At 71.7% G+C, this 24,524-nt stretch carries 26 protein-coding genes and 1 pseudogene; 9 read left to right on the top strand and 18 right to left on the bottom strand.

Translation table 11 applies throughout. The features are described 5' to 3' along the window. Nucleotides 1-5: 5 nt before the first annotated feature. From ADK36_RS36330 to ADK36_RS36310, 5 genes are all read right to left on the bottom strand, one after another. The gene (locus tag ADK36_RS36330) at nt 6-1,391 is read right to left on the bottom strand and encodes an ABC transporter substrate-binding protein (protein WP_234330016.1); all 1,386 of its coding nucleotides are present in this window, start codon (nt 1,389-1,391) and stop codon (nt 6-8) included. Beyond that, the gene (locus ADK36_RS36325) at nt 1,388-2,293 is read right to left on the bottom strand and encodes a DUF4239 domain-containing protein (RefSeq protein WP_048582663.1); all 906 of its coding nucleotides are present in this window, start codon (nt 2,291-2,293) and stop codon (nt 1,388-1,390) included. The genes ADK36_RS36330 and ADK36_RS36325 overlap by 4 nt, the downstream gene beginning before the upstream one ends. A 248-nt stretch (nt 2,294-2,541) precedes the next feature. Next, complete coding sequence (locus ADK36_RS36320) at nt 2,542-3,351, bottom strand: class I SAM-dependent methyltransferase (protein ID WP_048582662.1); 810 nt, start codon at nt 3,349-3,351, stop codon at nt 2,542-2,544. A gap of 27 nt (nt 3,352-3,378) precedes the next feature. Continuing rightward, on the bottom strand, nt 3,379-4,308 hold the full coding sequence (locus tag ADK36_RS36315) for a carbohydrate kinase family protein (protein WP_053200623.1): 930 nt from the start codon (nt 4,306-4,308) through the stop codon (nt 3,379-3,381). After that, nucleotides 4,305-4,991 (bottom strand): class II aldolase/adducin family protein, encoded by a 687-nt coding sequence (locus ADK36_RS36310; RefSeq protein ID WP_048582660.1) that lies wholly within the window; start codon nt 4,989-4,991, stop codon nt 4,305-4,307. Before ADK36_RS36310 ends, ADK36_RS36315 begins: the two co-directional genes overlap by 4 nt. A 57-nt stretch (nt 4,992-5,048) precedes the next feature. Between ADK36_RS36310 and ADK36_RS36305 the strand changes: the two genes are divergently transcribed. The 3 genes from ADK36_RS36305 to ADK36_RS36295 all read left to right on the top strand — a co-directional run bounded on the left by ADK36_RS36305 (nt 5,049) and on the right by ADK36_RS36295 (nt 7,359). Next, nucleotides 5,049-5,714, top strand: coding sequence for a TetR family transcriptional regulator (locus ADK36_RS36305; RefSeq protein ID WP_048582659.1), 666 nt, complete (start codon nt 5,049-5,051; stop codon nt 5,712-5,714). A gap of 4 nt (nt 5,715-5,718) precedes the next feature. Further along, on the top strand, nt 5,719-6,480 hold the full coding sequence (locus tag ADK36_RS36300; RefSeq protein ID WP_053200647.1) for a YqjF family protein: 762 nt from the start codon (nt 5,719-5,721) through the stop codon (nt 6,478-6,480). Between the two features lie 153 nt (nt 6,481-6,633). Beyond that, on the top strand, nt 6,634-7,359 hold the full coding sequence (locus tag ADK36_RS36295; protein ID WP_234330015.1) for an SDR family NAD(P)-dependent oxidoreductase: 726 nt from the start codon (nt 6,634-6,636) through the stop codon (nt 7,357-7,359). A gap of 66 nt (nt 7,360-7,425) precedes the next feature. Here the strand turns inward: ADK36_RS36295 and ADK36_RS36290 are convergent, their stop codons facing one another. From ADK36_RS36290 to ADK36_RS36280, 3 genes are all read right to left on the bottom strand, one after another. Beyond that, on the bottom strand, nt 7,426-9,474 hold the full coding sequence (locus tag ADK36_RS36290; protein ID WP_425315457.1) for a DUF1996 domain-containing protein: 2,049 nt from the start codon (nt 9,472-9,474) through the stop codon (nt 7,426-7,428). A gap of 156 nt (nt 9,475-9,630) precedes the next feature. Next, nucleotides 9,631-10,083 (bottom strand): flavodoxin family protein, encoded by a 453-nt coding sequence (locus tag ADK36_RS36285; protein WP_053200617.1) that lies wholly within the window; start codon nt 10,081-10,083, stop codon nt 9,631-9,633. A 77-nt stretch (nt 10,084-10,160) separates the two neighbouring features. Further along, complete coding sequence (locus tag ADK36_RS36280) at nt 10,161-10,910, bottom strand: anti-sigma factor antagonist (RefSeq protein ID WP_078942609.1); 750 nt, start codon at nt 10,908-10,910, stop codon at nt 10,161-10,163. A 133-nt stretch (nt 10,911-11,043) separates the two neighbouring features. Here ADK36_RS36280 and ADK36_RS36275 point away from each other — a divergent pair, with 133 nt between their 5' ends. Beyond that, nucleotides 11,044-11,409, top strand: coding sequence for a helix-turn-helix transcriptional regulator (locus tag ADK36_RS36275; RefSeq protein ID WP_048582655.1), 366 nt, complete (start codon nt 11,044-11,046; stop codon nt 11,407-11,409). 87 nt (nt 11,410-11,496) lie between these two features. On the opposite strand, the gene ADK36_RS36270 is transcribed toward ADK36_RS36275, so the two are convergent. Then, nucleotides 11,497-12,378: a YegS/Rv2252/BmrU family lipid kinase gene (locus tag ADK36_RS36270; protein WP_048582654.1), complete on the bottom strand. Its 882-nt coding sequence runs from the start codon at nt 12,376-12,378 to the stop codon at nt 11,497-11,499. A 114-nt stretch (nt 12,379-12,492) separates the two neighbouring features. Next, the gene (locus tag ADK36_RS36265) at nt 12,493-14,094 is read right to left on the bottom strand and encodes an FAD-binding oxidoreductase (protein WP_053200615.1); all 1,602 of its coding nucleotides are present in this window, start codon (nt 14,092-14,094) and stop codon (nt 12,493-12,495) included. Between the two features lie 73 nt (nt 14,095-14,167). Here ADK36_RS36265 and ADK36_RS36260 point away from each other — a divergent pair, with 73 nt between their 5' ends. Then, entirely contained in the window at nt 14,168-14,767 is a 600-nt protein-coding gene (locus ADK36_RS36260) for a TetR/AcrR family transcriptional regulator (RefSeq protein ID WP_048583785.1), read from the top strand. Next, the gene (locus tag ADK36_RS36255) at nt 14,764-16,398 is read left to right on the top strand and encodes a glycerol-3-phosphate dehydrogenase/oxidase (protein WP_234330014.1); all 1,635 of its coding nucleotides are present in this window, start codon (nt 14,764-14,766) and stop codon (nt 16,396-16,398) included. Before ADK36_RS36260 ends, ADK36_RS36255 begins: the two co-directional genes overlap by 4 nt. Nucleotides 16,399-16,423: 25 nt before the next feature. Here ADK36_RS36255 and ADK36_RS36250 read toward each other — a convergent pair whose 3' ends face one another. Further along, nucleotides 16,424-17,065, bottom strand: a complete 642-nt coding sequence (locus tag ADK36_RS36250) for a class I SAM-dependent methyltransferase (RefSeq protein ID WP_048583787.1) — start codon at nt 17,063-17,065, stop codon at nt 16,424-16,426. 195 nt (nt 17,066-17,260) lie between these two features. On the opposite strand from ADK36_RS36250, the gene ADK36_RS36245 reads away from it, so the two are divergent. Beyond that, nucleotides 17,261-17,887 (top strand): NADPH-dependent F420 reductase, encoded by a 627-nt coding sequence (locus ADK36_RS36245; protein ID WP_048583788.1) that lies wholly within the window; start codon nt 17,261-17,263, stop codon nt 17,885-17,887. A 1-nt stretch (nt 17,888) separates the two neighbouring features. Here ADK36_RS36245 and ADK36_RS36240 read toward each other — a convergent pair whose 3' ends face one another. Beyond that, nucleotides 17,889-18,680 carry a maleylpyruvate isomerase family mycothiol-dependent enzyme gene (locus ADK36_RS36240; protein ID WP_053200610.1) on the bottom strand — a complete coding sequence of 264 codons (792 nt, stop codon included), beginning with the start codon at nt 18,678-18,680 and terminating at the stop codon, nt 17,889-17,891. Nucleotides 18,681-18,808: 128 nt separating this feature from the next. Here ADK36_RS36240 and ADK36_RS36235 point away from each other — a divergent pair, with 128 nt between their 5' ends. Continuing rightward, entirely contained in the window at nt 18,809-19,528 is a 720-nt protein-coding gene (locus ADK36_RS36235; RefSeq protein ID WP_048583790.1) for a lipoprotein, read from the top strand. Nucleotides 19,529-19,600: 72 nt separating this feature from the next. On the opposite strand, the gene ADK36_RS50710 is transcribed toward ADK36_RS36235, so the two are convergent. Beyond that, nucleotides 19,601-20,104 (bottom strand): endo-1,4-beta-xylanase, encoded by a 504-nt coding sequence (locus tag ADK36_RS50710; RefSeq protein WP_234330019.1) that lies wholly within the window; start codon nt 20,102-20,104, stop codon nt 19,601-19,603. On the opposite strand from ADK36_RS50710, the pseudogene ADK36_RS51675 reads away from it, so the two are divergent. Continuing rightward, nucleotides 20,093-20,137, top strand: a pseudogene (locus ADK36_RS51675) (hypothetical protein); the annotation flags it as partial. The gene ADK36_RS50710 and the pseudogene ADK36_RS51675 sit on opposite strands and share 12 nt — an antisense overlap. On the opposite strand, the gene ADK36_RS51670 reads toward ADK36_RS51675, so the two are convergent. From ADK36_RS51670 to ADK36_RS36205, 5 genes are all read right to left on the bottom strand, one after another. Further along, nucleotides 20,125-20,331: an endo-1,4-beta-xylanase gene (locus ADK36_RS51670; protein WP_048583792.1), complete on the bottom strand. Its 207-nt coding sequence runs from the start codon at nt 20,329-20,331 to the stop codon at nt 20,125-20,127. The pseudogene ADK36_RS51675 and the gene ADK36_RS51670 overlap by 13 nt on opposite strands. Further along, on the bottom strand, nt 20,328-20,522 hold the full coding sequence (locus ADK36_RS49210; protein WP_048583793.1) for a hypothetical protein: 195 nt from the start codon (nt 20,520-20,522) through the stop codon (nt 20,328-20,330). The genes ADK36_RS51670 and ADK36_RS49210 overlap by 4 nt, the downstream gene beginning before the upstream one ends. A 165-nt stretch (nt 20,523-20,687) precedes the next feature. Further along, nucleotides 20,688-21,467 carry an alpha/beta fold hydrolase gene (locus tag ADK36_RS36215; RefSeq protein ID WP_048583794.1) on the bottom strand — a complete coding sequence of 260 codons (780 nt, stop codon included), beginning with the start codon at nt 21,465-21,467 and terminating at the stop codon, nt 20,688-20,690. A 66-nt stretch (nt 21,468-21,533) separates the two neighbouring features. Continuing rightward, the gene (locus ADK36_RS36210; protein ID WP_053200606.1) at nt 21,534-22,685 is read right to left on the bottom strand and encodes an alpha/beta hydrolase; all 1,152 of its coding nucleotides are present in this window, start codon (nt 22,683-22,685) and stop codon (nt 21,534-21,536) included. Next, a partial coding sequence (locus ADK36_RS36205; RefSeq protein WP_053200605.1) for a thioester reductase domain-containing protein occupies nt 22,682-24,524 on the bottom strand: 1,843 nt, incomplete at its 5' end. The genes ADK36_RS36210 and ADK36_RS36205, both read right to left, overlap by 4 nt.

Below are 24,524 nucleotides of genomic sequence, written 5' to 3'. Positions count from 1 at the left end.
GTTGCCTACTTCCGGTATCCGCCGCCCTCGACCACGTCCCTCGCGAAGATCTGGGCCTTGGCCAGCGCCTCGTCGACGGACTGGCGGCCGGCGATCGCCGCGGAGATCTCGGCGGAGACGCGGTTGCCCAGGCCCGCGTACTCCGGGATGCCGACGTACGACATCCCGACCCACGGCTGCTCGTGTGTCCCCGGGTGCCGGGGGTTCACCGCGTCGAGGGCGTCCAGCGCCGGTCGGACGAACGCCTGCGTGGCGTCCTGGTACTCGGGCAACCGGTACGTGGACAGTCGGCCGCCGGGCGGCACGCGGACCCAGCCGAGCCTCTCGCCGTAGAGCTTCGGGTATCTCTTGGACGTCGCCCAGGAGACGAACTCCCACGCGGCCTGCGGATCCTTCGCCGTGACCGGGATCGCCAGCGACCAGGCCCACAGCCATCCGGAGCTCGCGGTGCACTCCACCGGGGCGGGGGCGTAGCCGAGCCTGCCGGCGACCTCGCTGGTCTTCGGGTCCTCGAGACTGCCTGCGAGGGCGGTGCTGTCGTACCACATCGCCGCCTTGCCCTGCCGCATCGTCGACAGGCACTCGGCGGGCCCGGCCTCGGCGGCCCGGGGTTGGCCGTACCGGCGGACCAGGTCCACGTAGAAGCGCACCGCGTGCTTCGTTTCGGGGGACGTGAGCCGGGGGTTCCAGTGCTCGTCGTACCAGCGGCCGCCGAAGGTCAGGATCACCGTGTTCAAGGGCATCAGCAGGTTCCCCCAGCCGGGGCCGCCGCGCAGGCAGATCCCGGCGACGCCGTTCTCGGGGTCGTGGAGTCTCTTCGCCAGCCGGGCGATCTGCTGCCAGCTCGGGCGCTCCGGCATGGTCAGTCCGGCCTTCGCGAAGAGGTCTTTGCGGTACATCAGGAAGGACGACTCGCCGTAGTACGGCACCGCGTACTGACCGCCGTCGTACGCCAGGGACCTGCGCACGGTGGGGATGAAGTCCCGCATGTCGTAGTCGCCCTGGCCCGCATAGCGGTCGAGTCGGGTCAGCCAGCCTCGTGACGCCCAGATCGGTGCCTCGTACGGGCCGATGGCGACGACGTCGTACCGGCCGGCCTCGGAGGCGATGTCCTTCGGGACTCTGGCGCGCAGCGTGTTCTCGGGCAGGAACACGAAGTTCACGTGCGTGTCCGGGTGGCTCAGCTCGAAGTCGTCGACGAGCTTGTCCATGGTGCGCATGAAGTCGACCGCCGCCACCGTGACCGTCGTACCTTCCGTGTCCGGGGAGCGGTCCGCGCAGGCGGCCGGGCCGAGGGCGAGCAAGGCGGCCAGGGTTCCCGCCAACGCCGCACGGGTCAGCCGCCCGTGCCGCTCGGGCGCATCGCCGATCGCGCACCGGACCTTCCTCACTCGGGGAGTTGCTCCGAGCTGGCGAACGACACGTAGTCGGACACGTTCAGCAGACAGCCCGGGACCCGGTCCGCCGTTGACGCTCCGAAGTAGGTGCCGACCTGTTTCTCACCCGGGGCGGGAACCCCCATTCCCTTCGTGAGCGCGACCGCCCAGGGTTTCGGCGGGATCGAGTTGCTGTCCTGGAGGGGGAAGTCCAGGGCGACGATCAGGGACAGGAAGACGCCGATGAAGAGCGACAGGAGGCCGGTGATGGCCAGGTGGTCGATCAGTCTGACGCCGACGAGCGCCCAGGTCGCGGCTATGGTCACCGTGGCGCCGAGAAAGAGGACCACATAGAGAACGGGCAGCAAACCGATCTCCACCTCTCCCTGCCGCTGACGGCGAAGGTTGTTGTAGTCGTTGAAGGCTTCCAGGGTGACGGACTGCGCATTCGACTCCTGGGCGTTCCGGGGCTCGTAGAACATGAGCGACTCGAACACGGCGTCCAGCCTGCCCTGGTCCTCCTCGATCTCGCCCTGTTTCTGCTTCGGCCAGACGTCGTCGATCACGTTCTCGGCGTAATTGCGTATCTGCGACTGGAGTCTGCACCGGCGGCTGTTGGGAAAGGACTGCGCGGCGCGGTAGACGGTGGTGAGCTGTGACGCCTCCTGGTTCACCAGCCGCTTCACCTCCACGTAGTGGTCGTACGCGCCGACCGCGACCAGTCCGACCAGCAAGGCGTAGAAGACCCCCACGACCTCGACCAGGAAGGTGACCCGCTCATTGTGGTCGGGGTCGTCGGCGAAGCTCCGACAGATCCAGGGGCGGGCGAGCAGGCCGCTCACTCCGAATGCGAGAAATCCTCCGGCCAGCACCACGGACTGCGCCCACGTCGGCACATGCAAGAATCCACCGGACATTCGCTGAACTTGTCCCTCGCGTCTTGAGATTCCGTTCGTGTCGGTCGAGTTGCGCTTGCCTCCTCGCCTGGACGCGGGCGATGCGATGCCTTACTCAGAGATGCCCTGACTCCGCGTCGGCTACGCCGAGAAACTCCAGGTCGACCGGTGCGGCATCGGCCGACCGCGTTATCGCACGAACGGACACGCGATACCCGAACGGTGACGCAGTGGCTGACCGACGCCCGTGGAGATCGGGGCGCACCCTGTCAGCGGCGCGCAAGACCGAGCAGGGCCGCGTGCGGCAACGCCAGCAGACCGCGCTCATCGGCGAACTCGGCGCTGAGGAGATCGAAGTGATACTTGATCTCCGCGCGCACTTCAGGCGTCTGGCTCTGCACGATCCGACCGCCGGTCGCCACGCCGGCCGCAGGACCACGCCACCACTCCGCGGCGTCGGCGTGGTGGTCCCAGCGCAAGGTCTCGCAGACCGCCTCACGCAGCCCGGCCGCGGCCATCAGGCCGGTCATGCCGCTCTCGTCGCGGGAGAAGTCGTCCTCGGGGGCCAATCCGGCGGGCATGTCCGGGGGACGCACCGCGCCCGCGGCTTGGATCGCGCGGCCGAGCAGAGCCTGGCCGGGCGCCGGTGGCGCAGCCCAGATCGTCAGCGCGATCCGGCCGTTCGGCCTGAGGACACGGCGCAGTTCGGTGAGAGCGGCCTTGGGTCGACCCACGTGGTTGAGCACGAAGTTGGCCACGACGGCGTCGAACTCCCCGTCGCTGAACGGGAGCTCGGGCAGGACGGCCACGCGCACGTCGGCCGCCGGTGCGGCCTGCGCCGCCAGCTCGACCATGCTGGGCTCGGCGTCCACGGCCGTGACCCTCGCGCCACGGGCACCCGCGGCGGCGGCGACCGTCCCCGGCCCCGTCCCCACGTCCAGCACCCGCGTGCCCGGCCGAACATGAACGGCGTCAAGCAACCGCGGCACCGGATAGGCGCACAACCTGGCATAGCTGTCGGCGTACGCGGCCCCTCGGCCCGCCCAGATCTGCCGCTCGCCGGAATCGAAGTCGGTCACCCCGCTCCTGCCTCCCCTCTCCCTCACTCAGACGCGAGCCTCGTGCGTCGCGGCGAAGGCGTCGGCGGCGGTGAGGTCGAAGTCCCCATGATCGCTGCCGAGGCCCTGGGCCACCAGTGCCGCCGCCGCGGAGCCGAGGACCGCGGAGTCGTACGGGGTGCGGCCCAGGCCCATGCCGCGTACGAAGCCGGCCGAGAAGGCGTCGCCGCAGCCGGTGGTGTCCACGACGTCGATCGCGAAGGCGGGGACCCTCTCGGTGCCGTCCTGGGTCACCAGCAGGGCACCGTCGCCGCCGCGGGTGACCGCGACCAGGCCGGCTCCGGCGGCGAGGAGCTTCTTCGCGCCCGTGACGAGGTCGTCCTCACCGGTGAAGCCGAGGACCTGGTCCTCGTTGGGCAGCATGTGGTCCACATACGGCAGCGCCGCTTCGATCTGCTCGAAACTGCCGAGGGCGCCCGGTGCGAGAAGGTCCACCGAGGTGACGACGCCGTGCTCCTTGGCGTACGACAGGATGCGCATGGCGGTGTCGACGCCGATCAGCTCGGGGCCGCCGAGGTGGAGGTGGGTCGCTTCGGCGAGCGCGTCCCAGGGCACGTCGTCGGGGCCGTAGGTGATGTTGGCGCCGAGCAGGTGGAGTGAGGGCCGGTCGCCGTTGGGGCGGATGGGGAGGACGCTCGCGGAGGTCGGGGTGTCCGTGCGGCGGACGAGGAACCGGGTGTCGATGCCTGCCGCGCCCAGGAGTTGGACGAGCATGTCCCCGGTGGGGTCGGTCCCGATCGCCCCGGCGCTGCTGACGGCGGCGCCGAGTCTGGCGAGGGTGAGCGCGGTTCCGCCGGCCGTGCCCGCGGCGGTCATCCTGATGTCCTCGACCAGCGTCGCGCCCTGGCCCTCGGGTATGGCCTCGACCGGCCGCACCAGCACGTCCAGCACATGCACGCCCAGCGTGACGACCTTCATCGGTTTCCCTCCTGCACGGGTGGTACGGGGTGGGTGGTGCCGTAGTTCCGGGCGAGCGCGGCCTCGATGACCGCGAGTTGCTGGTGTTCGTCGAGGACGCGAGGCGTTCCGAGGGTGGCCGCGTGCTGGTAGACACCGCACGCCCACTCCAGGAGGAGTGCGTGCTCGACCGCCTTGGCCAGCGTCGGGCCGTGCGTGAGCGCGCCATGGCTGGCCATCAGGGCGGCGCTGCGGCCCTCCAGGGCCGTCAGCACGGACTCGGCGAGCGCCGGTGTGCCGAAGGTGGCATACGGCGCGACCCGCACGGAGCCGCCCAGGGTCAGCAACTGGTAGTGGATGCAGGGCAGTTCGTCGAGCACACAGGACAGTGCGGTCGCCATCGGCGCGTGGGTGTGGACGACCGCGCCCGCGCCGTAGCGGCGGTAGACGCCGAGGTGCAGGTCCAGTTCCGAGGTGGGTGCGAGCGTCCCGGCCACGACCTTTCCGTCGAGGTCCACCACGGTCACCTGGTCGACCGTCAGTTCGGCCAGCACCGCGCCGGTCGCGGTGATCGCGACGCGGTCGTCCACCCGCATGCTGACGTTTCCTGCCGTGCCGATGAGCAGCCCCTCGGCTCCGAGCCGGCGGCTCGCCGCGGCCACGGCGGCGCGCTCCTGACCCAGCGCCGAGCTTGAGTCGGTCATGTACGCGACGGTAACGTAAACCTGAAACAAAGTCACGTTCAGGTTCGGAGGCCGTACATGGGCGATCCCGCCGCGCAGCCCGGCGGCGGCAGCCGGCGCGTTCCCCTGCGGCGCACTCCCCAGCAGGCGCGCAGCAAGGCCCGTCTGGCCCGTGTCCTGCAGGCCGCGGAGCGCGTCCTGGTCGGCGAGGGCGTCCAGGCGCTGACCACGACGCGGATCGCGGCGGAGGCGCAGGTCTCGGTCGGTTCGCTGTACCAGTACCTGCCCGACCGCGACGCGATCATCGACGCCCTCGCGGCCGGCTACTTCGCCCGGCTGGAGGCGGCGATGGACGACTTGGTCCGCGTGGCGGCGGCCGAGCGGTGGGAGGACCCCGTCGGCGTGCTCATCGACGCGTACGCCGCGATCTACCGCACCGAACACGGTTTCAGGGCCCTGTGGTTCGGCAGCACCCTGACCGAGCGGACCCGCGCGGCCGACCGTGAGCACAAGCGCCGGATGGCGGACGGCATCCGGCGCATCCTGCTGACCCTCGGCGTCGCCCGGGACGACGAGGTGCTCGCCCGTGCCTGCCACGCCGCGGTCCTCGCCGCCGACGCGCTCTCCCAGGAGGCGTTCCGTCGCGACCCCGAAGGCGACCCGGGCCTCCTCGACGAGGCCAAGCTCATGCTGCGCGGGTATCTGACCGGTGTCACCGCCCGCTGTCCGCGGCTGCCATCCTGACGTGGTGCCGAACCCCGTTCCCGTCACCCCGGACGCTCCCGCCCCCATACGCACCCCTCTCCTCACCCAGCGGTGGCTCGACCTCACCTTCATCCACTGGGCCGTCGAGCCGGACGTCGTGGCCGGGCTGTTGCCGAGGGGGACCGTTCCGGACACGCATGACGGCGTCACGTACGTCGGCCTCGTCGCCTTCCGGATGCATCGGGTCGGCTGGCTGCGGCTGCCAGGGGTGCCGTATCTCGGGACCTTTCCCGAGACCAATGTCCGCCTGTACTCCGTGGACGCGCGCGGGCGGCGCGGCGTCGTGTTCCGGTCGATGGACGCCTCGCGGCTGATCCCGGTCGTGATGGGGCGCGTCGGCTTCCGGCTGCCGTACCTGTGGTCCCGGATGACCGTCCGCTCGGCCGGCGACACCGTCACGTACACAAGCGCCCGTCGCTGGCCGGGCCCGCGCGGTGCTTCCAGCCGGATCACCGTGCGCACCGGTGAACGCATCGAGGAACCCACCGAGTTGGAGCACTTCCTCACCGCTCGCTGGGGTATGCACAACGCCTTCTTCGGCGGGCCCGAGCCGCTGGCGTACCTGCCCAACCACCACCCTCGCTGGCCGCTCCACCGCGCGGAGCTGATCACCTGCGAGGAGGACCTCGTGACGGCGGCCGGGCTGCCCGCACCGAGCGACGTCCCGGTCAGCGTCCTGTACTCCCCCGGTGTCCCGGTCCGCCTCGGCCGCCCGGCGCGCCCTGCGGGCATCCCGACGCCGTGATCCCGTGATCCGTGCCCCGGGGTCCCGGCGTGTGTCGAGATCCGGCGCCCTGCTCCGACGTATCCATGAGGGCTGGGCCGCGTTCCGCGCGGCCGGTCAGCCGGCAGGCGAGCGGAACGGAGATCGATCACGCTGCTGAAGGACAAGGTCGCTGTGGTGTACGGCGCGGGCGATTCCGTCGGCGGGGCGGCGGCGCGTGCCTTCGCGGGTGAGGGGGCGCGGGTCTTCCTGGCCGGGCGCACCGAGGCGCCGCTCGACAAGCTGGCCGAGGGCATCCGTGCCGCGGGCGGCGCGGCCGAGACCGCCGTGGTGGACGCGCTGGACGAGACGGCGGTGAACGCCTTCGTCGACGACGTCGCCGCACGGGCGGGGCGCATCGACGTCTCCTTCAACGCCATCGGATACGGAGATGTCCAGAAGCCGCTGATGGAGATCTCGGTCGCGGACTTCCTGCAGCCCATCGCGACGGCGATGCGCTCCCAGTTCCTGACGACCCGGGCGGCGGCCCGGCACATGACCGCGCGCGGCACGGGAGTGATCCTGGCCTTCGGCGGTGGTGGACCGCAGACGCTGCCCGGCCTCGGCGGCTTCAAGGTCGCGCTGGACGCGCTGGAGGGGCTGCGCCGCCAGTGGGCCGTCGAGCTGGGCCCGCACGGCATCCGCGTGGTGACCCTGAAGTCCGGCGGTGTCCCGGAATCCCTCCCGGACGGGTTCCCCGGCCGGGAGGCGATCAGCGACAGCCTCGTCGGGGCGACCCAGCTCGGGCGTGCGGCGACCCTCGCGGACGTCGGCGATGTCGCCGCCTTCGTCGCCTCCGACCAGGCCCGCACGCTCACCGCGACCGACGTGAACATCTCCTGCGGCGCCATCGTGGACTAGGGCCTGTCGTCCGGAGAAGGGGCCCGACCGGTGAACCGGTCCGGGCCCCGATGGAACGTCCGGATATCAGGCGCCGCTACGGCGCCTCGTGCGCATGAGCAGCAGGAAGCCGGCCATGAGGAGCACGGCGCCGGCGGCGGCCGGCCACAGCGTGGTACCCGTCTCGGCGAGGTCTCCCCCGACCGCCTGCGGCTGCGTACCCGAACCGCCGCCGGACTCCTCGCCGACCGCCGCGGGCTGGGTCTGCGCGGGACTGCTCCCCGCGTCAGCGCCGTCGTCCTGCGAGCCGTCCTGTGGTTGCGCGTCGGCGTCCGCGGTGGCCGACGGGGTTCCGTCGGCCTTGGGCGCCACGGTGCTCGACAGGGTGGGCTCGTCGTCCTTCGCCGGCTCGGGCGCGTCGGGCTCGGGGGCCTCGGCCTTGGGATCGTCGGCCGCGGGCGCCTCAGTGGCGGGCTCGTCGGTCGCGGGCTGTTCGGTCGCCGGGGCCTCGGTCGGCTTGTCGCCCCCGTCGCCCGGCTCCGGCTCGTCGTTGCCGCCCGGCGGCGCAGTCGTGGGAGCCTCGGTCGGCTGCTGGGTCGGCTCCTCCTGGCCCGGGTCGTCGCCGTCGTCGGCTCCGGCGCCGCACTTGCGGCCCTGGTTGATGCAGTCGACCATCTGCCCCATCAGGTCCTCGTCGAAGACGTTGATGAAGTCGCCGTGGTCGGTGACCGGCTTGTGCAGCTGCTCGGGGAAGGAGTCCACCGCGAACAGCGGGGTCGTCTTCCCGCCGTCCTGGAGGCTGGGCGCGTCGACGTCGTACACGATCCGCTGCACCAGCTGCGGAATGGCCTTGAAGCCGTTCGCGCAGCTGCCGTCGGCGGCCGCGAACGCCACGTGCGCGCGGTGGTTGGCGCTGTCGATGTTCTGACCGTCCCAGCAGTTCTGGAACTTGAAGGTGCGCACCACGTCGCTGCCCTGCGGGCACAGCGGGTACTTGTCCTTCAGCTGCCGGTCCTCGAAGCCGGTGCAGCTCCACGAGGCGTTGGCGTTGGCGTTGCCGTTGACGAACGCCTTGGCGTCACCGGTGATGATGCGCAGCAGGCGCGGCATCTCGGTGACCTTGCCGCGCGGGTTGCCCACGAAGTTCAGGGTCACCTCCTTGGGGGTGACGATCTCACCGGCGTTGCCCTCGATGCCGCCGCCGGGCGAGTTGGCGTCCTGCTCCTGGGCGCCGTTCTGGAGACGGATCACGGGCCAGTAGTACGTGGACTTGTCGCCCTGGTCGACGCAGCTCGTCTCGGCGTTCGCCAGGTCCTCGTCGCTCGCGAAGGCGTCGTTGGACTGGTTGCCGATGTAGTCGTGGAAGTGGTGGGCGCCGTTGGAGACACCGGGGGCGACGATGACGTTGTCGGAGTTGAACAGGCCGTTCTCGTTCACGCCGCAGCTGGTGGCGAAGGTGCCCCGGGAGGCACCCTTCTGGAGCGCCGGGCTGGACACGTTCGGCTGTACGGCGGTGATGTCGACGTAGTCCGCGGCGACCGGGCCATTGCCCGCCTGCCCGCCGTTGCCGGGCTGTCCGCCGTTGCCGGGCTCCTGGTCGCCCTGGTCCGCGCCGTCCTGGTTGTCGCCGCCCCCGTCCTGGGCATCGCCGTTCCCGTCGTCACCGGTGCCGTTGTCGGCGGCACGCAGGGTGCACGGGGCGAGGGACTCCAGGCCCTGGGGCCGGTCTCCCGTGCGGTCGACCGCGATGGCGATCCGCTCGATCGTCGCGGCCCGCTTCTCCTTCAGCGGATTCATGATCGCGCTGTCGGCGAAGCCGGCGTCCTGCTGGATGGCCCGGGCCGACTCCTGCAGCCGCTGGTAGGCGTCGGCTATCTGCTGGTCCAGGAGCGCCAGTTCCTTGGCGACGTCCTCCTTCGCCGCGTCCGGCACGGCCGCCAGTTCGCTGCCGACGTCCGGGCAGTCGATCGTGCCGGCCGGCGAGGACAGTGTGCGGGCAGGGTCCGTCGCGCCGTCTTCGGTCGCCGAGGCATAGACGTTGGCCGCGACCAGGCCGCCGCCGCCCAACATCAGCGCGACCGCTGCAAAGGTCGCGCGCCGTGCGCCCGTGGGGCGTCTTCGCGTGCTGCGTCCCAAGGAAGTACTCCTACGCCTCGTGGTCGGTCAGGGCATGAAAATCCCCTGGCCCTATACGGAGACGGGCCGCGTCGTGTTCAAACACCTCACGGATTCACAGAAATTTCTCACAGGGAGGGTAAACACCCTGGTTGATGCGGGGTGTTGTGGTCCGGGTCAGTCCATCAGGCCGGCGGCGAGCGTCGCCCCCAGCTCCCAGCAGGCCTCGGTGTCGGTCTTCGCGGGCTCGCCCGTGACGGTCACCGCATGCGCCGCGCGCCGCCAGCCGAGGCCCGTGGTGATCGACTCGATCGCCCTTACCGCCCCGGTGACATCGCTGCCGCCGTGCACGTAGTAGCCGAAGGGCCGGCCTTGTGTCGCGTCCAGGCACGGGTAGTAGACCTGGTCGAAGAAGTGCTTGAGGGCGCCGGAGATGTAGCCGAGGTTCGCCGGAGCGCCGAGGAGGTAACCGTCGGCGGCCAGCACGTCGGAGGCCGTGGCCGACAGGGCCGGCCGCCGCACGACCTCGACGTTCTCGATCTCGGGCGCCGTCGCGCCGGAGACGACGGCTTCGAGCATGGCCTGGCAGTTGGGCGACGGCGTGTGATGGACGATCAGCAAGGTGGGCACATCCGAACCCTGCCGGTGTGCCGCCGCGCGACGCAACCCTGCCGTTCGGGGTGTCGCCCTCGGCCCCGCTGCCGCGCTCAGTACTCGGGGGCGGCTGAGCTGACCCGGGCGACCGCGGCCGACAGATGTTCCTGCAACTCGTCGGAGAGTGCGTCGCCCTTGACCGCGGTGACCAGGTCCCCGGCCAGGGAGTGCAGTTTGGTGTTGGTGTTCTGGGAGGCCGTGACGAGAACCGTCCAGGCCTCCTCGGAGCTCAGGCTGAAGGAGGCCATGAGAATGCCGCGGGCCAGATCGATGGTCGGCCGGGTCTGCATGGCCCGGCGCAGTTGGGCGACCTCGGTCCGCAGGTCGTGATGGGTGTCCTCGGAGGCTTCCGGGTGCTTGGCCGCGTCCTGGGCGTGTCGGTCTGCCATGGCTTCCCCGTCCGGATCCGGGTGGCCGAACAGTGCGTGCGTGCCGGTCAGGGTGAGCAGGCGGTCGACCACCGTACTGGTGGAGTGGACAGCGACCGTCTTGGACTGCTCCAGGGCTTGATGGCGCAGGTAGAGCAGGATGCTGAGGGCGGAACAGTCACAGAAGGAGACGCCCTCCAGATCCAGGTCGATTCCACGGACCGAGCGGCTCAGTGCCGCGCGCAGAACGCTCCGAAACCGCTCACTGGCGTCGAGGTCGAGTTCACCGGAGACCTCCACCACGACCCTGTCGCCGTCCGGGCGGACGGAGGTGACCAGCGTCCACAGCGGGCTCGCTCCTGGTGCGCCTTCGGCGTTCGCACGATCGGCAGAGCCCCCGTTCGGAGGCTGTGCAGAGGACGCGAACTCCGGCATGACCGCCTCTCCCTAAGATGCGCTCCCTCGTCTTGGGTACCAGAGTGAACCCGAACCGCCGAACACGTCAACAGATACATGAAATGCCGTGCGTGTTTTTGTATACGTGAACGCTCAGTCGTAGGCTTGGTCCATGGACGGAGTGCCTGAGCCACACACCGGATGGACGTTCGTGACCAACCATGCCCGCGTTCTCGCGGCCATCGCCGACAACCCGAACGTGCGTATCAGGAACATCGCCGCGCACTGTCGGCTCACGGAGCGCGCCGTCCAGAAGATCATTTCCGATCTGGAGCGGGACGGCTACCTGTCGCACACTCGCGAGGGGCGCACCAACACCTACCGGATCGACCCCGCCAGGGTGCTGCGTCACCCCGCGGAAGCCGGACTGACGGTGGCCGAACTGCTCTCCCTGCTCGTGCAGGCCGAGGCCGACCGCACCACCGCCCCGGAGCACCTCAGGGCGGCACGGCCACGGATGCCCGTCGACGGTGGATGAGCGGTCGCCGGACCCGGTGTGAACCGCCACCGAGAACCCGGTGTGAACCGTCACCGGACCCGGCCGGGGAAGCGCCGTGACTCGGGCTCAGCACAGGACGCGCAGTGCTCCCGGCAGGACTCTCGCCGTGACCGGGAGGGTCGCCTCGACCTCGCCGTCCGCGCCGTAGGGCACCTCGCGGTCGGCCGCGATGCGGATCTCCTTGCCGCGCAGGATCCGCACCTGGGGGCGGTGGACGTGGGCGCCCGTCCTGAGGTCGTTCATCAGGGCGAAGAACAGCCGGCGCGGCGCCTCTCGGATCATCACGACGTCGAGCAGGCCGTCGTCCACGCGGGCGTCGGGGGCGATGTGGCGACCGGAACCGTAGTAGCCGGAGTTGGCGGCCACGACCGTGTACCCGGTGTGCAGGTGTTCCTGGCCGTCGACGGTGACCCGGTAGCGCGCGGCGCGCCAGGTGGTGACGGCGCGCAGTCCGCCCGCGTAGTAGGAGGCCGCGCCGCGCAGCAGTGTGGCGTTGTTGGCGTGGCGGTTGGCCAGTGCGTCGACACCGGCGTACACACTGCCGAGGACCACCGTGCGGTGATGGACGGCCGATTCGACTTCGATGGTGTCGACCCTGCGGGGCTCGTGGTGGAGCAGTACCCGGGCGAGTGCGGCCGGGTCGGTGGGCAGGTTCAGTGCTCTGGCGAAGTCGTTGCCCCGGCCGGCCGGCACGAGGCCGAGCAGGGCGTCCGTGCCGCTGAGGGCGCCGCCGATGCCGCCGGCGATTCCGTCCCCGCCGACGGCGAGCACCACGCGGCCCCGCTCTGCGGCGTCCCGGGCGAGTTCCCGGGCGTGTTCCAGGCTGCGGCTGTACTCGGTCTCCAGGTCGGCCCCGGCCTCCCGCAGCGGCCGGGCCACGTTCAGCAGTGCGGCAGCTGAGGCGGATCCCCCCGCCGTGGGGTTGACGATGGCGGTGAACTGTCGCATCGATGTGCCTTTCGGGCCGACGGGAGGGCGCGCTGCCGGAGGCGGGCGGGGGGTTGGGGGTGAGGGTGGGCCGGTGGAGGGGTGGCCGGCGGTCGGGCCGGCTGAGGCGTGGGCTCAGTCGAGGGGGACGAGGACACCGGGGTTGAGCAGGCCCGCCGGGTCCAGTCGTCGCTTCACCGCACGCAGCGCGTCGATTCCGAGGAGGCCCGCCTCGCGGACGTACCAGTCCCGGTGGTCGGTGCCCACTCCGTGGTGGTGGGTGATGGTGCCGCCCGCGCCGAGGATCGCCTCGTTGGCGGCGTGCTTGGCCCTCTCCCAGTGCGCCACCGGGTCGTCGCCCTGGGCCGAGACGACGGTGAAGTACAGCGAGGCTCCGTTCTCGTAGACGTGGGAGATGTGGCACATGATCAGGGGCGGGGTGCCGGCCTCGGTGAGTGCGGTGGTGAGGGCGTCGCGGACGCAGGCGTACAGTCCGGGGACCCGGGACCAGAACGTCGCCGTCTCCAGTGTCTCGGCGAACGCCCCCGCGTCCAGCAGGGCGTCCCGGAGGTAGGGGGCCGAGTAGCGGCCGTGCGCCCAGCGCTGTCCGGGTTCCTCGCCCAGCGGGGTTCCGCCGCACTCGCGCAGGACGGCCGCGGCCCGCTCCCTGCGGTACGAGGTGTCCTCGTCCGTGCCCTCGTAGCCGGTGATCGCCATGCATCCGGCCGCGGACCGCTGCCCGGCGTCGGCGGCGCCGATCGCGTCGGGCTGGGCGAGGCCGATCAGGGTCTCGGTCTCGTCGGACAGCCGCAGCACCGTGGGGCGCGGGCCGTCCTGGGCGAGGCGGCGCAGCGCCGCGGCACCCTCCTCGAAGGAGGCGAAGCGCCAGCCCTCGTACACACGGGCCTGGGGGACGGGCCGGATCCGGACCGTGACGGATGTGATGACGCCGAACGCCCCCTCCGAGCCGAGCAGGAGCTGGCGCAGGTCGGGTCCGGCTGCCGAGCGCGGTGCGCGGCCCGTGTCGATGGTGCCCTCGGGGGTGGCGAGGGTCAGGCCGAGCACCATCTCGTCGAAGCGGCCGTAGCCGGCGGATGCCTGGCCGCTGGAGCGGGTGGCGGCGAATCCGCCGATGGTGGCCCACTCGTAGGACTGGGGGAAGTGGCCGAGGGTGAAGCCCTGTTCGGCCAGCAGCGCCTCGGCCTCGGGGGCGCGCAGCCCCGGCGCCAGGGTGGCGGTGCGCGAGACCGGGTCGAGGGCGAGCAACTGGTTCATGCGCCGCAGGTCCAGCGCGACGAAGCGACTCGGCCGGCCGGGGGCGAGACCGCCGACGACGGAGGTGCCACCGCCGAACGGGACCACCGGCAGGCCGTGTTCGACGCAGACACGCAGCACGGCGAGTACCTCGTCGTGGTCGGCGGGGAGCACGACGGCCGCGGGGACGTCGTCGACTTCGCCCTCACGGATGCGCAGCAGGTCGGGGGTGGACTTGCCGCGCGTGTGGCGGATGCGGGTCTCCGCGTCGGTGCGGACGTGCTCCGCACCGCCGACCGCGGCGAACAGGGCCTGGCGTACGGCGGGTTCGAGCCGCGGCTCGGGTACGGCGATGTCCTCCAGGGCGACCGGCCCGGCGGTGCGCGGCTTGACGCCGAGCAGGTCGCGCAGCAGCCCGGTCACGGTCTCGGGCAGCGGCGCCGCCTTGGCCGGGTCGCCCCAGCCGCTCCACAGCATGTCCATGGCTGTTGTCCTCACCGGTCGATTCGAGCGATGCCGTGTCCCGGACGGCCTCGCAGGCGTTACACTGTGACACATGACGCCTATTCGTCACAACCACTCGGACGGCGACGCGGTGCTCGACGCGGTGCGCGACTGCGTCCTGGCCGTCGGAGTACGCCGTACGACGCTGACCGACGTGGCCCGCCGCGCCGGTGTCTCCCGGATGACGCTCTACCGACGGTGGCCCGACGTGCGCTCCCTGGTGGGGGACCTGATGACCCGGGAGTGGGTCGCCGTCGCCACCGGGGCCATGCCCGAGCGGCGGCCCGGGGCGAACGCGCGCGGCCTGATCGTCGAGGGTCTGGTGGCCGGAGTGGAGGCATTCGGGGCCCACCCGCTCTTCCGGAAGATCGTCGACGTCGACCCGGAGCTGCTGCTCCCCTACGTCCTCGACCGCCGCGGCGCGAGCCAGGAGGCGCTCATCGCGCTGCTGGCCGATGCCGTGCGCGAAGGCCACGCCGACGGGTCGGTGCGCGCCGGTCACGTCGAACGGCAGGCGCGGGCCCTGCTGCTGATCGTCCAGTCCTTCACCCTGTCCCTGCGGACCATGACCGACGAGGACGACGCCGACCTGAGCAGCGAGGCCTTCCTGGCGGAACTGCGCAGCATCCTGGAAAGGACCCTCACGCCATGAGTCCCGCCACTCCTCCGCCTCCCGCCCCTGTTCCCGGATCCGCCGCCGGATCGGTTCCCGGGCCGGTGCCCGGTTCGTCGCTGTCCGCCGCCCGGCGCTCGCGCGAACTCGCCGAGACCGTGGGCGGTCCCGTCGTGGACGTCCTGGTCGTCGGGCTGGGCGCGACGGGCGCCGGGGCCGCCCTGGACGCCGCGGCCCGCGGTCTGACGGTGGCCGCCGTCGACGCCCACGACCTGGCCTTCGGCACCTCCCGCTTCAGCAGCAAGCTGATCCACGGCGGGCTGCGCTATCTCGCCTCGGCCCAGCTCGACGTGGCCCACGAGAGCGCGGTCGAGCGCGGCGTGCTGATGGAGCGCACGGCACCGCACCTGGTGCGGGCCCAGCCCTTCGTCCTGCCCCTGACGCCCCTGGTCTCCCGCGGTCAGTCCGCCTTGGCCTGGGCCGGATTCCGGGCCGGCGACGGCCTGCGCCTGGCGGCCCGCACCGCCCGCGCCACCCTGCCCGCCCCGCGCCGCCTCTCCGCGGTGGAGACCCGGCACCTCGCCCCCGCCCTGCGCACCCACGGACTGCGCGGCGGCCTGCTGTCGTGGGACGGGCGGCTCACGGACGACGCCCGCCTGGTGACCGCGATCGCCCGCACCGCGGCCGCGCACGGCGCACGGATCCTGACCCGGGTCAGGGCACTGCGACTCACCGCGTCCGGCGCCCGGATACGCGACGAACTCACCGGCGAGGAGGGCGAGATCAGGGCCCGCGTCGTGATCAACGCGTCCGGCGTCTGGGCGGGCGACCTGGTGGACGGCATCCGGATCCGCCCGTCCCGCGGCACCCACCTCGTCCTGCGCTCCGACCGTCTCGGCCCCCTGCCCGCGGGGCTGCACGTGCCGGTCCCCGGCGAGACCAACCGCTTCGTCCTCGTGCTGCCCCAGGGCGACGGCCGGGTCTACGTCGGGCTCACCGACGAGCCCGTCGAGGGTGACATCCCCGATGTTCCCGACGTACCCGAGACGGACATCGGCTTCCTCCTCGACGTCCTCGGCTCGGTCCTGGACGCGCCCGTCCAACGCACCGACGTCGTAGGCGCGTTCGCCGGCCTGCGCCCGTTGCTCGACACCAGGTCAGCAGGGTCCGGCGAGGCCGGTCGGACCTCCGACATCTCCCGGCGGCACGCGGTCCTCACCTCGTCCGAGGGCGTGATCACGGTGGTCGGCGGCAAGCTCACCACCTACCGGCGCATGGCCGAGGACGCCGTCGACGCGGCCGTCGCCACGCGCCGGGTCACCGCCGGCCCCTCCCCCACCGCCGCCCTCCCCCTCGTCGGCGCCGCGTCACCCGGCACCCTCGGCTCCCTCCGGGCCCCGCGCCGCCTCGTCCAGCGCTACGGCACGGAAGCACCGGCCGTCCAGGCGCTCGCCGCGCGCGATCCCCGGTCGGCCGAACCCGTGCTGCCGGGGCATCCCGTCACCGGCGCCGAACTGCTGTGGGCCGTACGCCACGAAGGCGCCCTGGACGAGGCCGACCTGCTGGACCGGCGGACCCGTATCGGGCTGGTGCCCGCCGATCGCGCGGCAGCGCTGGACGCCGTGCACGACGTGCTGGGCGAGGTGTCGGCGCAGATGGGTGAGAGGTAGGCGCAGGAGCGGGTCGCGGGGTGTGTCAGGCGTCGCCGCCGCGCCGGATGCGCCACACGTTGTCGTCCCGGAAGCCCTCCACACCCTCGGGTGACACGCTCACGCTGCGCACCGTCTCCAGCGTCTCCACGGTCCAGTCGGCCTTGGGCAGCGCGAGTTCGTCCAGGACGCTGTCCAGCGTCGGGAACTCCGCCGCGAAGGGCGGCTCGCTCTGCCAGGACGGCCAACCGGCGTGCATGACGATCAACAGCGTGCCGCCGGCCGCGACGGCCTCGGCGGCCTGGCGCAGGATCCGCCGCTGGTCGAGTGCCACCGGCGACTGCAGGAACTGGACGTTGACGAGGTCGAACGACCCCTCGGGGAACGTCTCTCCCAGCACGTGCCGTTCCCAGGCCGTACGGTCGCTCAGGCCCGCCTCGGCGGCATGCCCGGCGGCACGCTCCAGCGCCGTGTGCGAGATGTCGACGCCGGTGACCCGCCAGCCGCGTGCGGCGAGCCACACCACGTCGCCTCCTTCACCGCACCCGAGGTCGAGTGCGGTGCCCGGCGCGAGCTCGGCGGCCTCGCGGACGAGGAGCGCGTTGGGGCGACCGCTCCACAGACGGTCGCCGTCCCGGTAGCGGCCCTCCCAGAACTCGGCGGCCTTCAGAGCGGGGGTCTCGGTCATGGCATCTCCCGGTGCGCAGGTGTGGTCGCGTTCACACTGAAGAAGCCTGCGGGACGCCCCGAGGAGTGACAAACGACCTTGCCGGTTCGGCAAACCCGCCGGGCGGCCGGGACCACAGGACTACGACCTTGGTGCCGTACCTCCTGGACCCGCGGCCCGATTCGCCGGACCCGTCGCCCCGCCTAGCGTCGAACCATGCGTATAGGACTGCTTGGCACCGGCAACGTCGCACGAGCACTCGCCCAGGGCTGGCGAGCCGCAGGGCACGACACCCTGCTCGGTTCCCGTGAACCGAAGGAACGGACGGATCTCGGCCTCCCCGTGGCGGACTTGAGCGGGGCGACGGCACACGCGGAGGTGCTCGTGAACGCGACCCCGGGGAACGTGTCCGTGGAACTGCTGCGCTCCATCGGGGCACCAGCCCTGGCCGGCAAGGTGCTCATCGACGTCGGAGTCGGCCTCACCGATGACTACACCGAGCTCTCGCACCCCAACAGCAGCCTGGGAGAACAGATCCAGGAGGCCTTCCCCCTGACCCCCGTCGTCAAGACGCTGTGCACGATGGACTCGACGGCGATGACCGCCCCCGACGGTCTGGAAGGTCCGAGCACCGTCTTCCTCTCGGGCGACGACGCCGAGGCCAAGCGCACCACCGGCCGGCTGCTCACCGACCTGGGCTGGCCCCCGTCGTCGCAGCTGGACATCGGGGGCATCACCACCGCGCGCGGGCAGGAGCACTTCGCTCTGCTCTTCATGGGGATCGCCGGCGGCCTGGGCGCCCACACGTTCAACATCAAGGTGGTCCCCCGCGCCGCCGCATAGGTCACTCCTCCGGCGCCTCCAGCCAGAATCCGGAGCGGGTCCTCCAGAGGTCGAGAAGTGCCGTGTCGCCCTTGGTCTCGATGCCGGGCGCGGGCCGCTGGTAGAAGTACAGGAGGAGGTCGGTCACCGGGCCGCGTGCCGTCCCGGTGGCCCCGTCGGACCCCGGGCGCCAGACGGGCCGTTCGCCGGTGAGGTCGACGACCCACTCCCCGGCGTCCGTTGCGTCGAAGTAGAGGGTGCGGTCGGGGCCGAGCAGGTCGGGCAGGTCCGTGCCGGGCTCGAAGGCCTCGGGGAAGGTGGAGTACTCCAGCCACTCCTCCACCGCGTCGACGGCGAGGTCCTTGTCGAGAGCGAACCCGGCTCCGGCGGCCCGCGCCGCGTCGGCCCGGTGCACGACCGTCTCGTAGGTCATGCGCCGCGCCCAGAACACCACCGGCGCCGAACCGTCCGCGGAGGGGTTCCACGCCAGGGCGTCGGGTCCCGCGGCGCGGAGGGCGGCACCGAGCCGTGCCGCACCCTCGGTGAGCCACGGGATCAGGACGGTCGCGTCCTCGTGGGTGTAGGCGGAGAGGTCGTTGACCCCGTCGTCGGGGAGCGGGCCGGTGGCGCCGGTGCGCACGATCTCCTCCGCCCACCGGTGGTCGCCGCCCACATGCCGCAGCAGCTGGCCGAGGTTCCAGCCGGGGCAGGAGAGCACCGGGGCGGTCATGTCCGCGCCGCGCACGTGGGAGATCAGCCGCTCGGTCTGGGAGACGATCTCGTCGCAGTAGCGGTCGAAGCTCAGCGAGGTCATCGCCTCATGATGCCGCAGGCCCAAATCCGTTCGGCCGGTGGTCCGGGCTCCGCCTTGCCGGTGGGCTCGGATACTGTATGCCGCCTGAAACGGGATCCGCAGGCGGGATCGGGTGGGGAGAGAGCACGATGCTGGTGGGGGCAAGACAGGCACATCGTCGTCGGCTGGCCCAGGTGGCCTTGCTGGCCGGGGTGCTGACGGGCTGCTCGGGTGCGGCCGAGGACGACACGAAGACATCGGCGAGCGCTACGGCGTCGGCCGAGGCGGCGAGTGACAGCGATACGGCGGTGAGGAGCGGGGGCACCATCGGCGCGGCCGGATCGGCCTGCGAGCTCCCGGTCACCTTCGACATCGCCCAGTACTGGGAGGCGGAGGCCGTCGACGCCGGGACGGAGAAGGACGAGTCGGCCGGCGGCGGTGACGGCTCCGCCGACGCCGAGGACGACGAGCTGGCCCAGGAGATCGCCGACGCCCTCATGCACCAGGGCCCGGTCACGGCGGCCTGCGAGGTCGACGCCAAGCCGGCGGGGAACATCGGCTTCCTGCGCATCTGGACGGGCGAACCGGGTGCCGACGACGCGCGCACCGTACTGGAGGCCTTCCTGGCGGACGAAAACGGCGTGAGCAAGGCGAAGTACAGCGAGTTCGAGGCGGGCGGCCTCGCCGGGGCCGAGGTCGAGTACCTCGTCACGAGCGAACTCCTGGAGGAGACGAAGGAGGAGACCGCCCTGGCGGTCTCCACCGAGGAGGGTCCGGTCGTCATACACCTCGGCGGGATGGACACCGACGAGCACCGGGCGATGCTGCCGGCGTACGAACTGGCCAAGAAGACCCTGCGGGTCGGCTGAGCGGCGGGTGTGTCCGGCGCGGGGCGGTATGAGCGCCGCGCCGGACACCGTTCGGGGCCGGTGCGGGGCCGATCAGGATGCCGTGCAGGAGCCGATCGCCGGGGCCGTGCTGGTGCCGTTCTTCATGACCGTGAAGCCGAAACTCGTCGACGCTCCGGCGGCCAGGCTGCCGTTGCCGTTCGGCCTCATCGTCATGACGTTGCCGCTGCTGTCCCAGCTGGGGGTGCCGTTCCAGGTCGCGGAGACCTTCTGCGGGGCCGTCACCGTGACGGTCGCGGTCCAGTTGCCGATCGCCGAACTCCCCGCGGTGATGGTGACCTTGCCGTTGAAGCGGTCACTCCACTCCTCGGCCTTGCTGTAGGTCGCCGTACAGGCGGCGCCGGGTGTGCCGCCACCGGATGAGGAGCCGCCGAGTGCGGTCAGGACCGCGTTGCAGGCCGGCTTCTTGTTGTCGTTGCCGTCGAACAGCAGGGGTGTTCCGCTCGCGCGCCAGGAGTACTTGTCGGTGACGCCCCAGACGGTGATGCCGGTGCAGCGTGAGACCGCCAGGCAGGCAGATCGGCGATGAACAACCACATCACCCAGGTCGTGCAGCACTACAAGGGCAAGATCCATTCCTGGGACGTCGTCAACGAGGCTAGGTCGGCGGCCCCGAGTCCGGCGACCCAGCTGGGCAGCCGGGAGTGCCAGACCAGGGTGTGCCCGCGGACCTTCATGCCCCTGCTCTGGGCGTGGTTCACGACCTGGTCGGCGGAGCCGAAGGTGAAGGCTGCGCGGGTGCGCTCGGTGGCGTCCCACTTCATCTCGTTCTCCGGCTCACCGAGTTGAACTCGGTGTTGAGCGTCGAGACGTACGGGGCTTCGCCCAGGTGGTTCGCCGCGACCGCGGCGCCGAAGTAGCGGCCCTTCTCGGCGGCCGCCGCGCCGAGGGTGCTCGCGGCCTGGGCGGTGCCCGCGAGGGCGGTGACAGCGGCCGTGGCGAGCAGGCCCGCCATGCCGAGGGTCAGTGCGGTGCGGGTGCGTGAGCGCCGGGGCCGGGGCCGCCGGCGCTCGGGAGGCGGGTCGATGGAAGTGGGGGGTCACCATCTCGTGAGCCTGCCGAAAGTTTCGGAGTGATTTCCGAATTTCGCGGCAGACCCTAGGAGCACCGCCCTCCGCCGTCAACAGCAGTCACAGAGGAACCGGTCGAGTGCCGCCGTCAGTTCGGCCGGCTTCTCCACCGGCAGTTCGTGACCGGCGTCCAGGACACGGATCAACGCGTCCGGGTACGCCTTGGCCATCCGCAGCATCTGGGCGAGGGGCAGCTGGATGTCGTGGTAGCCGTGCACCATCAGGGTGGGCGTCCGTATCTCGCCGGCCCTGTCCAGCACGTCGAAGGCGCGCATGGCGCCGTAGAGCGTCATGACGACCTCGCGGGGAGTGTCGGCGGAGGCACGGATGTACTCGCGGATCTCCTCGCGCGGGTAGCCGGGGGCGAAGGCGCGCTGGATGTTGGCGGCGACGAACAGCTTGAAGGGGGCGAGGGTCGAGGCGGCCATCAGCAGGGCGCGACCCCGGCTGTAGGCCATCCTGCCGATGGAGTTCACCAGCACCATGCGCTCGACGCGTTCCGGGTGCGCGAGGGTGATGGTCTGGGCGATCATCCCGCCCATGGAGTGGCCGATGATCACGAACCGCTCGATCCCGAGGTGATCGAGGAGGGCGAGGACGTCCTGGGCCAGATCGTCGACCCGGCGTGCTCCCGCCCCGCTGCTCTCCCCGTGGCCGCGCAGATCCAGCCGGACGACGCGCCGCTTCTCGGCGAAGTGGGCCACCTGGTGGTCCCAGCGGTGCCGGTTCGCCGTCCAGCCGTGGACGAACACCAGGGGCACACCCCCGCCGTCGCGGGGGCCCTCGTCGTCGTACGTCAGCGTCGCGGCGTCGACTGCGAGCTGCGGCATGGGTGGCCTCCTGGAGTGCGATCTCTGGTTACTGCCCGGTACGGTAACCGGCCGCGCGGGGTGCCGTCACCGGCGTTCCCCCAGGAAGCCGAGGATGTGCCCGAACACGTCGAGGGCCGCTCCCCTGCCCAGGAACGTGTCCAGGTGGCCGTAGCCGGGGATCTCGGTGTACGTGACGTCCAGTTGTGGTTGGCGGTGGGCGAGGACGTCGCGGCAGAGCCGCTGGGAGTCGAGCCACAGGCCGTTCTCGCTGCCGGCCAGGAGCAGGACGGGGGCGTCGATGCGGGCCGCCGCGTCCAGGGCGTTCTGCGGGAGGGTCCGGTAGCGGTGGTCGGTGTCGTGCCAGCGGACGACGGTGCGGGCCAGTTCGATGCGGCGCAGGTGCGGCAGGATCCACAGCGGGGCGGGGCCGAGGAGTTCGGCGAGCCGGTCGTGTGTCGTCTCGGTCAGATGCTCGTGGACGAAGAGCGAGGCGCCGGTACCCCAGGCCGAGTTGTGCAGGATCTGGCAGGTGGGGTCCGGGCAGGTGGCCTTGCGGGAGGCCAGGGCGAACAGCGGGGTGTACTTCGACCAGAGGCCGACCTTGCGGAAGTCGACGGGGATGTGGTCGATACGGGACTTCAGCAGTTCGCCGGCCAGGGACATCCGCAGGGAGGTGCGCCCCGCGAGCTTCGGGGTGAGGAACACCCCCTGGGACACCACACCCGCGAGGCCGGGCACCAGGCCGGCCGTCATGCTCAGGGAGAGGGTGAGGGAGCCGATGCAGTGGGCGACGGCGAAGAGCGGCCGGTCGCCGATGCGGGTGCGGATGTGGGCGACGGCCTCCGGGATGTCGTAGAGGGCGACGTCGTCGTAGGTGTAGCGGCGGCCCGTCTCGTTGTACGGCAGGCGGCAGCTGCCCCGCCAGTCGAGGAGCCAGGGCTCGTAGCCCTCGTCCAGGAGGGAGTCGACCAGGTTGCGGGTCTCGGGCAGCAGGAACATGTCGGCCGAGGCGGTGTGTCCGTGCAGGAGCAGGACGGCGGGGCGGTCGTGGGCGGGGGCGCGGTCGCCGGTGTCGATGCGGGTCAGGCCGAGGCGTACGCCGTCGGTGGTGCGGAACGGGATCTCCTCGACCCTCGCGGGGTCGAGGCGGTGGCGGAGGGGGCGCGGGGTCGGGGTGGTTCTGACCTTGCGCAGTGCCGGCCGGGGGGTTCTGGTGTTCGTCGTCCGGAAGATCATCGGTGCTGCTCCGTGGGGGTCTGGGTGCGGCGCAGGTCGAGCAGGTCCGCGGCGGCGCGGGCGAAGGGTCCGAGCAGGCCGCGACCCATCTCCAGGCCGAACCAGGCGAGCCAGGTCAGCTTGGCGGCGCGCTTCTCCTGGCTGGTCAGGCGCGGGTCGACCTTGATGCCGTCGATCTGGTCGCGTACGTAGGAATCCGCGGGGACGACGACCTCGCCCGCCAGGCTCGCCGGTCCGCCCTCGCGGCCGAGCTCCACGGTGAGGGCGCGGGTCTGCCGCCAGACGTCGCGGCGGGCACGGGCGTACTTGTGGCCCTCCAGCCACCAGCGGCCGCCTTCGGTGTCCGTCAACTCCAGCCGGTAGCGCAGCAGTTGGTGGCGCAGGCCGTGCCGGTGCGGGATGCCCTCCTCGGGGCGGATCCAGATGTCACCGCGTGCCACGGTAAGCGGCTCGGGGTGCAGGGCCGGGCAGGTGACCTCGCCGCGGACGTCGACGCGGCGTTCCGTCACCAGCTGGTGCATGCTCGCGATGGAGAGGGTGAGGGACATGGCGCAGGGTGTGTCGGGGGTGGCTCCGACGGGACCGACGCTGCCCTCGGTGGTCTCGGAGAACCACAGGTAGGGCTGGTCGTCCTGCTGCGGGAGGCGGGCGAGGCCGTCGCGGGCGAGGCGTTCGAAGGTCCGCAGCTGGGCCCGGGCGTCGTAGCGGGCGGCGGGCGGCAGGCCGAGGGCGTCGACGAGTGCGGTGGTGCGGTCGGCCGTGGCGGCCGGGCCCTTCAGGGTCGCCTCGCACAGTTTCAGGGCGGTGGGGCTCTGCAACACGCGGGCGAGGAAGGCCAGTTCGGGGATCGGGTCCGCCTGGAGGCGGGAAAGGGCGTCGGTACGCCACTCGTCCCAGTCGTGGACGCGGACGTGCACGCCGCCGAGGGCCATGTCCCCCACGACGTCGTCGAGCGTGTTGGGAACGCCGGTGAGGTTGTAGTCGAAACCCCAGGCGTCGGGTTCGCAGACGGCGGCGACCGCGACGCGGCTGACCCAGTCGACCGGGGCGGCGTTGAGGTAGCGGAACGCGGGGACGGTGCGGAAGCGGCCGAAGGCCGAGATGAGGCCGCTGCTCAGGTCCTGGGGGTTGTAGGCGCCCGTCCTGGTGTGACCGCCGATGCCGCCCGGCCGCAGGGCGGTCACCACCAGACCGTGGTCGCGGGCGCGGCGCAGGGCGACCTCCGCGGCCCACTTGGTCTGGTCGTAGCCGGCGATCAGCCGGTCGACGTGGGCGAGCGGGTCGTCCTCGCCCATGGAGGGGATGCCGACCTCGTTGAAGACGGCGATGGACGAGATGTGGTGCAGCGGCTTGGGGCGGCCGGTCGCCGCCAGTTCGGCCAGGGTGAGGGCGCCGAGGACGTTGCTGGTGCGCAGGGACTGGTAGCCGCGCAGGAAGTCCACCGCGGCCGCGACCCCGACGACGCTGTCCAGCTCGTGGGCGAGGGTGTTCCAGAGGTCGTCGGACAGGCCCAGGTGGGGGTGGCGGATGTCGCCGGGGAGCACGGTGATGCGGCGGCGGACCTCTGCCGACCAGGGCAACGCGTAGCTCTTGAGCGCTGTGCCGAGCCGGGCCGTGGCCGTCTCCTCGTCGGCGGCGCGGACCAGGCAGTAGACGTGGGCGTCGCTGTGCCGCAGCAGGTCCAGCAGCATGTGGCTGCCGAGGAAGCCGGTGGCGCCGGTCAGCAGGACGCGGCGGGGCGGCAGGGGCTCGGGCGAGGCGACGAAGGGGAGGCGGTCGGCGAGGGCCAGGTCGGCGAGGATCTGGGTGAGGTCCTCGGGGCGGGCGGCTGAATGTGCG

This window comes from Streptomyces viridochromogenes (assembly GCF_001270495.1).
GTDB classification, from domain to species: Bacteria; Actinomycetota; Actinomycetes; order Streptomycetales; family Streptomycetaceae; genus Streptomyces; species Streptomyces viridochromogenes_A.
Note: the sequence above shows the minus strand (reverse complement) of the source record. Positions and strands in the feature narration are given on the sequence as shown.